Here is a 13,437-nt window from a genome sequence, read left to right on the forward strand (position 1 = left end):
TCCGCTGGTCGAGAGCGGGTGGAAGTAGTCGGCGGCATCTCAGAGGGGATTGATCCGGTCGGCGATCCACGCCTCGATCTGGTCCAACTCCAGATGGTCAGCCGTGACCGCGAGGACGAACCGCTCTGCCTCGTCCACGGAGCCGTACACCAGGTCGACGTCGTTGATGCGCAGAAACGCGACCATTGAGGTCCAGGCGAGCCGCTTGTTGCCGTCGACCAACGTGTGGTTGCGGGCCAACGACTCGATCAGCGCGGCGGCCTTCCTGGCAAGGCTCGGGTAGGCGTCGTCTCCGAAGACCGACATCGCCGGTCGTGCAAGGGCTGAGGCAAGCAGTCCAGGATCGGCCACTTTCACGTCATCACCTACTGCGGCCTGCGCAATGATCATGGCCTGCCGGAGGGAAAGGTACCTGATCATTCGCGCTCACCAATGGCGAGGAAGCGGAGGGCAGCAGCAGACGCGATCAGGCGTGGACACGTCACTGCGCGAGTCGGTCGAGCAGCTCCCGATCGCGGTCGACGATGGATGCCACCATCGTGCGGAACTGCGCATCCTCGTCAGTGGTGTAGCGGTTGATCGCCGCGCGCGCCACGTCCTGCATCGAGCGGCCCTCCTCAGCGGCCTTGCGGCGGAGCGCCTCGGTCTCGTCGTCGGTGAGCCTCAACGTCATCGCCATGCAGTCGATGGTATCGCGTGATACCGCTGGGTCTTCGGGTAGCTCGGGGGAGATCTGGTCAGCGTGGCCGTCTCGTCGCTACCGTGCGAGTGACGTCATCTCGGCCGTCATCCTCAACAGCCGCTGGAGGAGCCCCATGCCCACCAAGATCACCGTCCTGTTCGACAACCCGAGCGACCCGGAGGCGTTCGAGGAGGGCTACCGCGGCCACCTCGACCTCGCTCGCGCGCTGCCCGGTCTGCAGCGGCTTGAGGCGGCGAAGGTGTGGCCGAAGGAGGACGGCTCGCCGACGCCGGCGTACCGGATCGTCGACCTCTACTTCACCGACTACGACGCGGCCAGCGCGGCGGTGACGACGCCCGAGGCGGGCGCGTGGTTCGGGGACGTGCAGCGGCTCGGGACGGCCGGGTTCAAGGCGATCTTCTTCGACGTCGAGGAGTCGTCCTAGGCGGAGGCGCTCGTCGGGACCAGGGCCCGCAGCCGGCCGAGCTGCTCGAGCATGACGGGCAGGTCCGGGACGCCGCCATGGTCCTGGTCCATGAAGTCGACGACCAGCTCGTCGACGCCGGCGGCCGCGTACCGCTCGAGCTTGTCAGTGATCATCGCCTCGGGACCGATGAGCCCGCGGCCGGCGTGCTCGGCGGTGCCGCCGTCGTCGATCAGGAGCTCGACGCGCAGGCTCACGGAGAAGTTCGGCCGACCGCTCGCCCCGCGGGTCGCGGCGACGTGGCGCGGCACCTCGTCCGGCTCGAGCCAGACGCCGTGCCAGCCGTCGCCCCATCGGGCCGCGCGACGCAGGGCCGCGGGGGCGTGGCCGCCGAGCAGGAGCGGGAGCGGCGTCTCGACCGCGGGGGCGAAGGGCACGGGCGGGAAGCCGTCGGGCGGTTCGCGGTCCGACCCGGAACCACCGCCGAGCAGGTAGGTCAGCACGCCCAGGTGGTGCTCCATGACGGCGGCCCGTCCGGCGAAGTCCGCGCCGACGACGCCGAACTCCTCCTCCAGCCACCCGACGCCGACGCCGAGCCGGAACCGTCGGCCGCTGAGCACGTGCAGCGTTGCCGCCTGCTTGGCGAGCAGGACCGGATCGTGCAGCGGCAGGATCAGGACGGACGTGCCGAGCCGTACGCGCTCGGTGACGGCGGCGACGTGGGCGAGCGTGGTGAGGGCGTCGAACGTCTGCCCGAAGGGGTCGAACAGGTCGGCGGGCACGACCAGGTGCTCCGAGACCCAGAGCGAGTCGTAGCCGAGCTCCTCGGCCGCCGTCGCGAGCGTCACCGTGTCCGTCCGCGTGGCGTGCCGGCCGAACGTCGGCAGCGCGAAGCCCAGGTCCACCGTGCACCTCCTCGCTCCCCCGCACGGTAACGGCCTCGCGGGCGTGCTGCCAGGATCAGCCTCGACGACGGAGGGCGGACGATGACCGGACGACAGGTGCTCCTGCTGGGGAGCCTGCCCGCGCAGGACGCGGACGACGCGATGGGCATGGCGGCGCGCCTCCTGGGCGGGCGGCTGCGGGCGATGCCGGACGGGGAGACGGGCACGGCGCGGAAGGACTGGCTCGCCGGTCTCTGCGACGAGCAGCACGGGCACCCCGACCTGGAGGTCGTGCGGCCGGGCGCGTGGCGCGACTACGACGACGTGCCGCGGCTGCGGGTCCGGCGGGGCCACCGCCTCTACGGAACGAACCTCGACTACGGCCACGCCGAGGCCGCGCGCGAGAGCCTGCCCGCGCTGCAGCGGGTGCGCGAGCAGCTCGGGCGCCCGGACCTGCCGTTCCAGGCGAGCGTCCCGGGCGACTTCGACACCGCCTTCTTCACCCTCGGACCGGTCGACGGCCTGCGCAACCTGCGCGCGTTCACCGAGATGACCCTGCGCGAGGTGCGCGAGGTCAAGGAGACGGCCGGCGACGACACCGTCTTCCAGATCGAGGTTCCGGTCGAGCTCGTCATGATGATCAAGGCACCCGCCCGCGTACGGCCGGTCGTCGCCTCCCGTCTCGCCGAGGGCATCCTGCGGATCGCGCGGAACAGCCCGGCCGGGACGCGGTTCGGGGTGCACCTGTGCGTCGGCGATCTCAACAACCGCCCGCTCGCGGAGATGGAGGACGTCTCGCCGCTCGTCCTCCTCGCCAACGCCGTCACGCGTCGCTGGCCGGAGGGACGGCCGCTGCTCTACGTCCACGCGCCGCTCGCGGCGGCGGACCAGCCTGCCCCGGTGCGGGCGGACTACTACGCCCCGCTGCGGGACCTCGAGCTGCCGGTGGGCGTCGACCTCGTGGCGGGGTTCGTCCACGAGCGCCAGGACCTGGCCGACCAGCGCCGGATCCGCGACCAGGTGGACGACCTCGTCGGCCTCCAGGTCGACGTGGCGGCCGCGTGCGGGCTGGGCCGGCGCACCCGCGAGGCCGCCGAGCGCAACCTCGCGCAGGCCGCCGCGCTGGCGGAGGACTGATGAGGATCACGGGCTTCCGCGTCGTCCCGACGGTCCTCGACTGGGGCCGCCGGATCGGTGACGTCAACGGGGTCATGCCGGGCGACGAGACCCCGGCGACCGTCGTCCTCATCGACACCGACGAGGGCCTCACCGGCGTCGCGATCGGTCAGGGAACCCTCGTCGACGCGGTGTTCCCGGCTGTCGAGGGCGAGGACCCGCGGTCGGTGAGCACCCTGTACGACCGGATGCTGGCCTGGACGTTCAAGGCCGGCCACGCAGGGACGGTGTTCGCCGCCATCGGGACGCTCGACGCGGCGCTCTGGGACCTCAAGGCCAAGGCCGCCGGGGAACCGTTGTGGCGGCTGCTCGGCGGCCGCGACCGGGCGGTGCGCGGCTACGCGTCGGGACTGGACGCCGGCCTGGAAGACGACGCGCTGCACCGCCTCTACACCGGCTTCGCCGAGGCGGGCTTCACGGGCGCCAAGCTGAAGGGCGGGCTCGACCTCGACGACGACCGGCGCCGGCTCGCGGTGGTGCGCGACGCGCTGGGGGTGGACCACCCCGTGCTCGCCCTCGACGCGAACGAGAGCTGGAACCCCAAGCAGGCCGTGCGCTACGTGAGCGCGCTCGAGCAGGAGATCGACCTGGCCTGGGTGGAGGAGCCCGTACGCCGCTGGGACGCCGAGGGGCTGGCGACGGTCTCGCGCCAGGTCCGCGCGGCGGTCGCGACCGGGGAGAACCTCACCGGCCTCGAGCAGTACGTCCCGCTCCTCCGTGCCGGCGCCGTCGACCTCGTGCAGGCCGCCGGTGGGTGGGGCGTGACCCACTTCCTCCGCGTCGCCACCCTGGCGGCCGCGCACGACCTGCCCGTGAGCCCGGTCGGGTTCTTCGGCCACCTCGCCGCCGCGGCCACGGCCGTGCCCAACCACGCGTTCACCGAGGTGCAGGGCTTCACGCTGCCCGCCGGCGTGAGCGCCGACTGGGACGTCGACGACGGCCGCATCCTGCTCGGCACCGCACCCGGCAACGGCCTGAGCTTCGACGAGGCGGGCGTCCGTGCGCCGCTGGCGGTCGAGGCGCTGCCGGCCGACGGCCCGCACGTCCGTCCCGCCGACGCGGGGCTGCGGTTCGGCCTGCACGGCTGACGCGAGCGTGGGCGGCCGCCATAGGGCAACTTCCCGGGAGCCGGTCCAGGGCCGGCCAGGGTCGACGGCAGGATGTCGCCGTGCACATCGAGGTCGAGCCGGACGAGTGGTGGTGGGGCGGCGCGGTCGCCGACGGGACGCGGATGCCGTTCGGCGCCGAACCGCACCGGCGCGAGCTCGCGACGAACGCCGGGTTCCTCGACGACCCGACCGGCGGCGCGAACCAGTCCGCCCCCCTGCTCGTCTCCAGCCACGGCCGGTACGTCTGGTCCGACGAACCGTTCACGTTCGCCTTCGACGGTGCGGGCGGGCTGGAGGTGGACGAGGCTGCAGCCCTTCGACAGGCTCAGGGAGCGTCGTCGGCAGAGGCTCAGGGAGCGTCGTCGGGAGGGGCTCAGGGAGCGTCGTCGGCAGAGGCTCAGGGAGCGTCGTCGGGAGGGGCTCAGGGGGCGTCGTCGGGAGAGGGTCAGGGGGCGTCGCTCGCGGACGCGTTCCGGGAGGCGGCGCGCGAGCACTTCCCGGCGAGCGGGCGGACGCCGGACCGGCTGATGTTCAGCGCGCCGCAGTACAACACCTGGATCGAGATGCCGTACCTCCCGACGCAGGAGGGCGTGCTCGCGTACGCGCGGGGGGTGCTCGACGCCGGCTTCCCGCCCGGGCTGCTGATGATCGACGACCGGTGGTCGGAGGACTACGGCGACTGGCGCTTCGACCCGACGCGCTTCGGTGACCCGGCCGCGATGACCGCCCAGCTGCACGACTGGGGCTTCGCCGTCATGGTCTGGCTGGTCCCCTTCGTCAGCCCGGACAGCGCGAACTCGCGCTTCCTGGCCGGGAAGGGCTGGCTCGTCCGTGACCCGGACGGCCGGCCCGCGGTCCGCGAGTGGTGGAACGGCTTCAGCACCGTCCTCGACCTCACCCACCCCGACGCGGTCGGCTGGCTCCGCGACCGCCTCGGCGAGCTGCGGGAGGCGTACGGGGTCGACGGCTTCAAGCTGGACGCCGGCGACCTGCGCGACTACCGCAGCACCGACGCCACGCACGCCGGGACCGGCCCGCTGGTGCCGACCCAGCAGACAGAGGCGTGGGCGCGGTTCGCCGCCGAGCTTGAGTTCAACGAGCTGCGGGCCTGCTGGCGGGCCGGCGGCCAGCCGCTCGCCCAGCGCCTGCACGACAAGCAGCCGACCTGGGGCACGGACGGGCTGGGCTCGCTCATCCCCGAGGTCGTGGCGCAGGGCCTGATCGGGCACGCCTTCGGCTGCCCGGACATGGTCGGCGGCGGCGAGCTGGGCGGGTTCGGCGGGGAGTTCGGCAGCGGTCACGCGCTGGACCAGGAGCTGTTCGTGCGGTGGGCGCAGGCGTCGGTGCTGATGCCGATGGTGCAGTTCTCGCTCGCGCCGTGGCGCGTCCTCGACGCCGAGCACCTGCGCCGCGTGCGCGAGGCGCTCGCCCTGCGGGAGCGGCTGCTGCCCGAGATCCTCGCCCTGGTCGAGGACGCCGCCACCACCGGCGACCCGGTCCTGCGCCCGCTGGCCTTCCACCACCCTGGCTACGAGCGGGTCGGCGACGAGTTCCTGCTCGGGGAGGACCTGCTCGTGGCGCCGGTGCTGGAGCCCGGCGCCCGGCGGCGGCACGTCCGGCTCCCGCCCGGGCGCTGGCAGGCCGAGGACGGTCTGGTCGTCGACGGTCCCGCCGAGCTCGACGTCGAGGTCGACCTGGGCTCGCTGCCGTGGTGGCGCCGGGTCGGATGACGTCGGGCGTCGTGCTGCCGCTGCCCTTCACCGGCCGCTGGCTCGTGCAGAACAGCCCCGCCCGACGGGTCCCGAGCCACGGCACCGACCTGCTCGGCAGCACGTACGCGATCGACTTCGTCGGGGTCGGCCCCGGGCGGGCGACCGCCGACCGCGTCGACTGGCGCACGGTGCTCGCGACGGAGCCGAACGAGCGGTTCTTCGGGTTCGGTCGGCCGGTGCTCGCGCCGGTCGGGGGTGAGGTCGTGGCGTCCCACGACGGCGAGGCCGACCACGCGGCGAGGCGCGGCGTCAGCGCGTTCCCCTACCTCTGGACCCAGGCCGCGCGGGCTCGGCAGGGACCGGCGGCACTGGCCGGCAACCACGTCGGCATCGCCCTGCCCGGCGGGCGGGCCTTCGTGTTCCTCGTGCACCTGCGACAGGGGTCCGTACGGGTCCAGGTCGGCGAGCGCGTACGCCTCGACGACGTCGTCGGCCTCTGCGGCAGCTCGGGCAACAGCACGCAGCCGCACGTGCACCTGCAGGTCAACGACGGGCTCGACGTCACCCGTTCCCAGGGCGTGCCGGTCACGTTCCGCGACTTCCGCGAGGAGCCGCGTCGCGGTCCTGGCCTGGACCGGCGGCAGGGTCTGCCGGCCGACGGTTCGGCGGTCGAGCGTCTCGGCTGAGGTCGACCCGGGCGCTCCTTCGGCGGGCTAAGCACAGCCCGTCAGGCCCGTGGAGCGGCTAGCGTTCCGCCATGATCGAGCGAGCGGCACCCGGCCGATGAGCGGCGGCCTGGCGGCCCTGCTGGACGACGTGGCCGCGCTGGCCCGGATGGCCGCAGCCTCCGTGGACGACGTCGGGGCGGCGGCCGGCCGCGCGAGCGCCAAGGCCGCGGGCGTGGTGGTCGACGACACCGCGGTCACCCCGCGCTACGTCACCGGCTTCACCGCCGACCGCGAGCTGCCGATGATCAGGAAGATCGCGCTCGGCTCGCTGCGCAACAAGCTGGTGATCATCCTCCCGGCCATCCTGCTGCTGAGCCAGTTCCTGCCAAGGGCGCTGACGCCGATCCTCATGGTCGGCGGCGTCTACCTCTCCTTCGAGGGCGCGGAGAAGATCTGGGAGAAGGTCAGCGGCCACCACCCGGCGAAGGAGGAGACGCCCGCGTCCGCGCAGGGGCCCGACCAGGAGAAGGCGATGGTCAGCGGGGCCATCCGCACCGACTTCATCCTGTCCGCCGAGATCATGGTCATCTCGCTCAACGAGGTGGCCGAGGAGGGCCTGCTGGCGCGGGCGGTGATCCTCGTCGTCGTCGGCATCGCCATCACCGCGCTCGTGTACGGCGTGGTCGCGCTGATCGTCAAGATGGACGACGTCGGCCTGCACCTCACCCGTCGCCCGTCGGAGTCTGCCCGCCGGGTCGGGGACCTGCTGGTGCGCGGCATGCCCAAGCTCCTGGCCGTGCTCTCGACGGTGGGCATGATCGCCATGCTCTGGGTCGGCGGCCACATCCTGCTGGTCGGCGCCGACGAGCTCGGGTGGCACGGCCCGTACGCGCTCGTGCACCACGCCGAGGAGGCCGTGCACGGCGTGCCCGGCGTCGGCGGGGTGCTCGCCTGGCTCGTCAACACGCTCGCCTCGGCCGTCATCGGCGTCGTCGTGGGGGCCGTGGTCGTGGGGGTCCTGCACCTCCTCCCGAAGCGCAAGGGCGCCGAGCAGCACTAGTGGGTGGCGCTGCCCGCGGTTCCAAGGGTGCTTGATGCGCCGACCTCTTCGAGGCCCTTCGACAGGCTCAGGGAGCGTTCGACCCTTCGACAGGCTCAAGGAGCGTTCGGCCCTTCGACAGGCTCAGGGGCCGTTCGGCCTCTCGACAGGCTCGGGAGCGTTCGGGCTCAGGGAACCTCGGCGCCGTTCGCCAGGGTCAGCAGGGTGTGCAGCTGCTCGAGCTGCGCGGGGGTCAGCCCGCCGAAGGACTCCTGCAAGACGCCGTCGAGGACGTCGCTGCCCGCCCGACGCGCCTCGTCGCCGCGCTCGGTGATGCGGTGCCGCACCGCACGGCCGGCACCGGCCACCCGCTCGAGGAGCTCCCGGTCGACCATCCGCCCGGCGAGCGCCCCCATCGACTGGTCGGTCTGGAACGTCAGCTGCGCCAGCTCGTGGAGCGACGCCTCAGGCCGCTCGTGGAGGTGCCGGAGCACGTCCCACTGCACCAGTGACAGCCCGACCGCGGCCAGCCGGGCGTTGGCGGTCCGGTGGTGGCGCCACTGCAGCCGCTTGACGGCGAGACCGACCTCCTGGAGCGACGCGGGCACGAACAGCACTCTACGGGTTCGACGAAGGACCCTGATATAAGGTTCCTTAGGTAAAGGACCTGAGGAGAACCATGGACGTGCAGACCAGCCCCACCCGGACCACCTACGAGCTGACCGTCGAGGGCGTCGGCCGTGTGCCCCTGACCGTCGACGAGCAGGGCGAGGGGCGGCCGTTCCTCGTGCTCCACGGCGGCGCCGGGCCGCAGTCGGTAGCGGCCTTCTCCCACCTGCTCGCGGAACGTCTCGGCGTCCGGGTGCTCACGCCCGTGCACCCCGGGTTCGCGGGCACGCCTCGCCCGGACGCGCTGCACGACGCGCGGGGGCTCGCGGCGGCGTACGCGGCGCTCGTCGAGCACCTCGACCTCCACGACCTCAGCGTCGTCGGCAACTCCGTCGGCGGCTGGGTCGCCGCCGAGCTCGCCGCCCTGGTCGGCGGCAGCGCCGGCGCCCACCGCTGGCGCGACCTCACCCTGGTCGGGGCCGTCGGGCTCGAGATCGCCGACCACCGGCCGGCCGACTTCTTCGCGCTGACCCTCGACGAGGTCGCCGAGCTGAGCTATCACGACCCCGACCGCTTCCGGCTCGACCTCGCCACGCTGCCGCCCGCGGTGCGCGAGGCGATGCCGGGCAACCGCGCCGCCCTCGCCGTCTACGGAGGCGCGTCGATGACGGACCCGACCCTCGTCGGGCGGCTCGGGCGGATCACGGTCCCGACCCTGGTCGTGGCAGGCGAGGCGGACCGCATCGTCGACGCCGAGGTCGCGCGGGCGTACGCCGCGCTCATCCCGGGCGCACGGTTCGTGCTCCTGCCCGAGACCGGGCACCTGCCGCAGATCGAGTCCCCGGAGGCGCTGCTCTCCCTGCTGGAGGCCTGAGGTCGCACGGGCGGCGCGGGGGTTGGAGAGACGCCCACCTCTTCGAGGCCCTTCGACAAGCTCAGGGGGCGTACCCGGCCCTTCGACAAGCTCAGGGGGCGTACCGGGCCCTTCGACGAGATCAGGGGGCGTACCCGGCCCTTCGACGAGATCAGGGAGCGTCTGCGCCGGCGCTCACAGGGAACGTTCCCGTACCGATCGTCGCGCCTCACCGCGCGCCAGACCAGTGCCCGCTATGGTCTGCTGCCATCACCGACCAACGGAGGTCCCCGATGGCACGCACGCGACGCCGGCCCAGCACCGGCCAGCAGGGCAAGAGCGACGAGCAGGCGTACGCCGACCTGGCGGCCGATCCCGGCTTCGCGGAGCTGCGGCGGCGCTACCGCCGCTTCGCCGTGCCGGCGACGGTCGCGTTCCTGGTCTGGTACGTGACCTACGTCGTCTGCAACAACTGGGCGCGCGGCTTCATGGACACCCCGGTGGTCGGTCACATCAACGTCGCGGTCGTCTTCGGCCTGCTGCAGTTCGTGTCGACCTTCGTCATCGCCGCGCTCTACTCCCGCCACGCGAGCCGCGAGCTCGACCCGGTGTCGACGCCGCTGCGCGAGCGCTTCGAGTCCGAGACGGGGCGGTGACCTGGTGCTCACCACGCTGCTGACCCCGCTCGCCGCCGGCGACAACCGCGGCCTCACCATCGCGCTGTTCCTCGCCGTCGTCGCGGTGACGCTCGGCATCACCTTCTGGGCGTCGCGCCAGAACAAGAGCGCCGCCGACTACTACGCCGGCGGACGCTCGTTCACCGGCTTCCAGAACGGCCTCGCCATCGGCGGCGACTACATGTCGGCCGCCTCGTTCCTCGGCATCTCCGGCTCGATCGCCCTCTACGGCTACGACGGCTTCCTCTACTCCATCGGCTTCCTCGTCGCCTGGCTCGTCGCGCTGCTGCTCGTGGCCGAGCTGCTGCGCAACTCCGGGCGCTACACGATGGCCGACCAGCTCGCGTTCCGGATGCGCCAGGTGCCCGTACGGACCGCGGCGGCGTCGTCGACGATCGTCGTGTCGATCTTCTACCTGCTCGCGCAGATGGTCGGCGCCGGCAGCCTCGTCGGCCTGCTGCTCGGCGTCAGCAGCCCCGGCGTCAAGAACCTCGTGATCATCGGCGTCGGCGTGCTGATGATCGTCTACGTGACGCTCGGCGGCATGAAGGGCACCACCTGGGTGCAGATCGTCAAGGCCGTGCTGCTCATGATCGGCACGCTGCTGATCACGATCCTCGTGCTGGCGCAGTTCCACTTCAACCTCTCCGAGCTCCTCGGCGCCGCCGCGGAGAAGTCGGGCAAGGGCGAGGCGTTCCTGCAGCCGGGCCAGCTCTACGGCAAGGACCTCGTCGGCAAGTTCGACTTCCTGTCGCTCGGCCTGGCGCTGGTGCTCGGCACCGCCGGGCTGCCGCACATCCTCATCCGCTTCTACACGACCCCGACCGCGCAGGCCGCCCGCAAGTCGGTGCTCTGGGCGATCGGCCTCATCGGCGCGTTCTACCTGATGACGCTCGTGCTGGGCTTCGGCGCCGCGGCGCTCGTCGACACGGGCAAGGGCAGCCCGATCGCCACCTCGTCGGGCAACGCGGCCTCCCCGCTGCTCGCGCAGGCGGTCGGCGGGGGCGAGGACACCCTCGGCGGTGCGGTGCTGCTCGCGCTGATCTCGGCCGTCGCCTTCGCCACCATCCTCGCGGTGGTCGCCGGGCTCACGCTGACCTCGGCGTCGTCGGTCGCGCACGACATCTACGCCAGCGTGATCAAGAAGGGCCGGGCGTCCGAGCGCAGCGAGATGATCGTGGTCCGGATCGCGGCCTTCGGCATCGGCGCCGTCGCCATCGCGCTCGCGATCCCGGCGCAGCGGCTGAACATCGCGTTCCTCGTGGCCCTGGCCTTCGCGGTCGCCGCGTCGGCGAACCTCCCGGCGCTGCTGTTCAACCTGTTCTGGCGGCGCTTCAACACCGCCGGGGCGACGGCGAGCATCTACGGCGGCCTGATCGCCGCGGTCGTGCTCGTGGTCTTCTCCCCGGTCGGCTCGGGGACCGCCACGTCGCTCTTCCCGAACGCGGACTTCGCCTGGTTCCCGCTGCGCAACCCGGGCCTCGTGTCGATCCCGATCGGCTTCCTCTGCGGCATCATCGGCACGCTCGTGAGCAAGGACGACGCGAGCCAGCGCCGCTACGACGAGCTCGAGGTCCGCTCGCTCACCGGCGCGGGGGCCGAGAAGGCGGTCGCGCACTAGGTCCGCCCGCGGACAGATCTCGACCGGACACCGCTCCCCGTGAGCGCCGTGCCCTGGACCAGCGCCTCGCCGGGCGTGCTCGCGCTGCCCGGCGGGGCGTTCGTCCGTGGTCGCCCCCTGCGGAACGACCTCGGACCCGCCGACCTCACGCTCGTCCTCGGACGCGGCGCTCCCCCGGCGTGGACGTACCGGCGGCTGCGCTGGCCGGACTTCGGCCTGCCGCTCGATCGCGACGACGCCCTCGACGCGTTGGCCGAGGCGTACGCCCTGGCCCGGCGCGGTCGGCGGGTGGAGGTGGCGTGCTGGGGCGGGGTGGGCCGGACCGGGACGGCGCTCGCCGCGCTGGCCGTGCTCGACGGGCTCGCGCCCGACGACGCCGTGGCCTGGGTCCGGTGCGCCCACCATCCCCGGGCGGTCGAGACGCCCTGGCAGCGGCGTTGGCTGCGGCACGTGGCGGCTCTGCCGACCTCGACCAGGCGCTGCTGACGTCTCAGCCCACCTTGCGGGCCCTTGTCCCACCCTGCAGAGCTGGCTCAGTACGTGCATTTCACGATGTCGTGAGATGCACGGCTGGGCGACCGCCGACGAGCGGTCGAGGCCCCCCTAGGCTGCCGCCTCATGGACACCACGGTCGAGGCGGCCCCGGAGCCGGACGGCCACGACGACGTCCAGCACGCCGTCGACCGGCTCGCCGCGCGGCTCGACCTGTCCGTGCTGGTCGAGGACGAGCGCGAGCGCCCGGTCTGGTGGGCCACCCGCGGACCGGTCGACGGCACCCGCGTCCGCACGATCCTCAACCGGCGCGTCGACGCCGAGGTGGCCCGCGCCGTGCGCAGCTTCGACCTCGCGCGGGCCGTCGCACCCGTGCGGACGCCCGGCATCCCCGAGCTCGACATGTGGGCGCGGTGGGTGATGCCGGTGCACGCCGGCGACCAGCTCCTCGGCCTGCTGTGGGTGCTCGACCCGGACGAGCGCGTGACGCCCGACGACTTCGCGGCCATCGTCGCCTGCGCCGAGCGGGCGGCGGAGGTGCTGGCCCGCGTCGAGGTGTCCCGCCGCGACGTCGCGCGCCGCCGCGACCAGCTGCTGCGGCTGCTCCTGGGCGGGCCCGACCCGGAGGCCGCCCGCGACCTGCTCCGGCTCGAACGGCTGCCGCCCGACGCCCGGGTCCAGGTCGACGCCGGCACGCGTCGGGGCGGGTGGACGCTGCCGGACGGGCTGCGCGTCCACGTCGCCGGAGCACGGCCGCAGCCCGCGACGAGCGGGGCTCCGCTGCCGGTGGCCGAGCTGGCCGAGGCGGTGCGCCGGGCCATCGTCACGCAGGCCGCCCTCCGCGCCGGCGCCCGGCTCTCGCCACCATCCTGGGACGCCCTCGGCGCCTGGCGCCTCGTCGTCGAGGCGCCGGACGACCTCAGGGTCGCCACCGTGCACCCGGCCGCCGAGACCCTCGCGCGGCTGCCGAGGCCGGAGCTGATGAGCACGGCCCGTACGGTGCTCGACCTCGGCGGTGACGTCGCCGCCGCCGCCGAGCAGCTCCACGTGCACCGCACGACGCTCTACTACCGGCTCGACCGCGTCGAGGAGCTCACCGGGGTCGACCTGCGCGACGGCCGGACGCGCACCGACCTCCAGCTCGCCCTCTGGCTCGCCGCCTACCGCGCCGCGCGCTGAGCGCCGCCGGCCGACGGCGAGCCGGGAGCGTCAGCCCCGCTCGTCCTGCCCGGGGGGCGCCTTCGGCGAGACGTTCGGGTGGACGTCCTCCTGGTCGTCCACACGGTCATCTGAGCGCTCCTCGACGCGGGCCTCGAGCAGGTTGCGACGGCCGTCGTCCTGCGCGGCGTCGACGGCCGTGTCCTTCAGGCTCTCCTCGTCGCCGTACTCCGACAGCGCGACCTCGGGGTGGTGCAGGTCGAACGCCGGAGCCTCCGACCGGATCCGCGGGATCGACGTGAAGTTGTGCCGCGGCGGCGGGCACGACGTCGC

At 73.2% G+C, this 13,437-nt stretch carries 15 protein-coding genes and 1 pseudogene; 11 read left to right on the top strand and 5 right to left on the bottom strand.

What is annotated here, in order from left to right; all coding sequences use genetic code 11:
• Positions 1-39: 39 nt before the first annotated feature.
• Both BMY04_RS19855 and BMY04_RS19860 read right to left on the bottom strand, forming a co-directional pair.
• A complete protein-coding gene (locus BMY04_RS19855) occupies positions 40-390 on the bottom strand; it encodes a type II toxin-antitoxin system death-on-curing family toxin (RefSeq protein WP_198410297.1) in 351 nt (116 codons plus the stop codon).
• Between the two features lie 91 nt (positions 391-481).
• Entirely contained in the window at positions 482-679 is a 198-nt protein-coding gene (locus BMY04_RS19860) for a ribbon-helix-helix protein, CopG family (protein ID WP_091185657.1), read from the bottom strand.
• 136 nt (positions 680-815) lie between these two features.
• On the opposite strand from BMY04_RS19860, the gene BMY04_RS19865 reads away from it, so the two are divergent.
• Entirely contained in the window at positions 816-1,127 is a 312-nt protein-coding gene (locus tag BMY04_RS19865; protein ID WP_091185661.1) for an EthD family reductase, read from the top strand.
• On the opposite strand, the gene BMY04_RS22490 is transcribed toward BMY04_RS19865, so the two are convergent.
• Positions 1,124-2,011, bottom strand: a complete 888-nt coding sequence (locus tag BMY04_RS22490) for a TIGR03619 family F420-dependent LLM class oxidoreductase (RefSeq protein WP_170854235.1) — start codon at positions 2,009-2,011, stop codon at positions 1,124-1,126. The genes BMY04_RS19865 and BMY04_RS22490 overlap by 4 nt on opposite strands.
• Before the next feature lie 81 nt (positions 2,012-2,092).
• Between BMY04_RS22490 and BMY04_RS22495 the strand changes: the two genes are divergently transcribed.
• The 5 genes from BMY04_RS22495 to BMY04_RS19895 all read left to right on the top strand — a co-directional run bounded on the left by BMY04_RS22495 (position 2,093) and on the right by BMY04_RS19895 (position 7,715).
• A complete protein-coding gene (locus BMY04_RS22495; RefSeq protein WP_170854236.1) occupies positions 2,093-3,127 on the top strand; it encodes a hypothetical protein in 1,035 nt (344 codons plus the stop codon).
• On the top strand, positions 3,127-4,254 hold the full coding sequence (locus BMY04_RS19880; protein ID WP_091185673.1) for a mandelate racemase/muconate lactonizing enzyme family protein: 1,128 nt from the start codon (positions 3,127-3,129) through the stop codon (positions 4,252-4,254). Before BMY04_RS22495 ends, BMY04_RS19880 begins: the two co-directional genes overlap by 1 nt.
• Positions 4,255-4,334: 80 nt before the next feature.
• Complete coding sequence (locus BMY04_RS19885; protein WP_232506530.1) at positions 4,335-6,005, top strand: glycoside hydrolase family 31 protein; 1,671 nt, start codon at positions 4,335-4,337, stop codon at positions 6,003-6,005.
• Positions 5,984-6,673, top strand: coding sequence for a M23 family metallopeptidase (locus tag BMY04_RS19890; protein ID WP_232506531.1), 690 nt, complete (start codon positions 5,984-5,986; stop codon positions 6,671-6,673). The genes BMY04_RS19885 and BMY04_RS19890 overlap by 22 nt, the downstream gene beginning before the upstream one ends.
• Positions 6,674-6,770: 97 nt before the next feature.
• On the top strand, positions 6,771-7,715 hold the full coding sequence (locus tag BMY04_RS19895; RefSeq protein ID WP_091185676.1) for a DUF808 domain-containing protein: 945 nt from the start codon (positions 6,771-6,773) through the stop codon (positions 7,713-7,715).
• Positions 7,716-7,882: 167 nt separating this feature from the next.
• On the opposite strand, the gene BMY04_RS19900 is transcribed toward BMY04_RS19895, so the two are convergent.
• Positions 7,883-8,302 carry a MarR family winged helix-turn-helix transcriptional regulator gene (locus BMY04_RS19900; RefSeq protein ID WP_091185822.1) on the bottom strand — a complete coding sequence of 140 codons (420 nt, stop codon included), beginning with the start codon at positions 8,300-8,302 and terminating at the stop codon, positions 7,883-7,885.
• A gap of 71 nt (positions 8,303-8,373) precedes the next feature.
• Here BMY04_RS19900 and BMY04_RS19905 point away from each other — a divergent pair, with 71 nt between their 5' ends.
• The 5 genes from BMY04_RS19905 to BMY04_RS19925 all read left to right on the top strand — a co-directional run bounded on the left by BMY04_RS19905 (position 8,374) and on the right by BMY04_RS19925 (position 13,125).
• A complete protein-coding gene (locus BMY04_RS19905) occupies positions 8,374-9,177 on the top strand; it encodes an alpha/beta fold hydrolase (protein WP_091185680.1) in 804 nt (267 codons plus the stop codon).
• Positions 9,178-9,449: 272 nt separating this feature from the next.
• The gene (locus tag BMY04_RS19910; protein ID WP_091185686.1) at positions 9,450-9,812 is read left to right on the top strand and encodes a DUF485 domain-containing protein; all 363 of its coding nucleotides are present in this window, start codon (positions 9,450-9,452) and stop codon (positions 9,810-9,812) included.
• Positions 9,813-9,816: 4 nt separating this feature from the next.
• Positions 9,817-11,454 (top strand): solute symporter family protein, encoded by a 1,638-nt coding sequence (locus tag BMY04_RS19915; protein ID WP_170854237.1) that lies wholly within the window; start codon positions 9,817-9,819, stop codon positions 11,452-11,454.
• Positions 11,455-11,493: 39 nt separating this feature from the next.
• Positions 11,494-11,940 (top strand): protein-tyrosine phosphatase family protein, encoded by a 447-nt coding sequence (locus BMY04_RS19920; RefSeq protein ID WP_091185692.1) that lies wholly within the window; start codon positions 11,494-11,496, stop codon positions 11,938-11,940.
• A 132-nt stretch (positions 11,941-12,072) separates the two neighbouring features.
• Complete coding sequence (locus BMY04_RS19925; RefSeq protein WP_198410298.1) at positions 12,073-13,125, top strand: PucR family transcriptional regulator; 1,053 nt, start codon at positions 12,073-12,075, stop codon at positions 13,123-13,125.
• Between the two features lie 30 nt (positions 13,126-13,155).
• Here BMY04_RS19925 and BMY04_RS22505 read toward each other — a convergent pair.
• Positions 13,156-13,437, bottom strand: a pseudogene (locus tag BMY04_RS22505) (hypothetical protein); the annotation flags it as partial.

Origin of the sequence: Microlunatus flavus (assembly GCF_900110855.1) — a bacterium.
GTDB lineage: Bacteria > Actinomycetota > Actinomycetes > Propionibacteriales > Propionibacteriaceae > Microlunatus > Microlunatus flavus.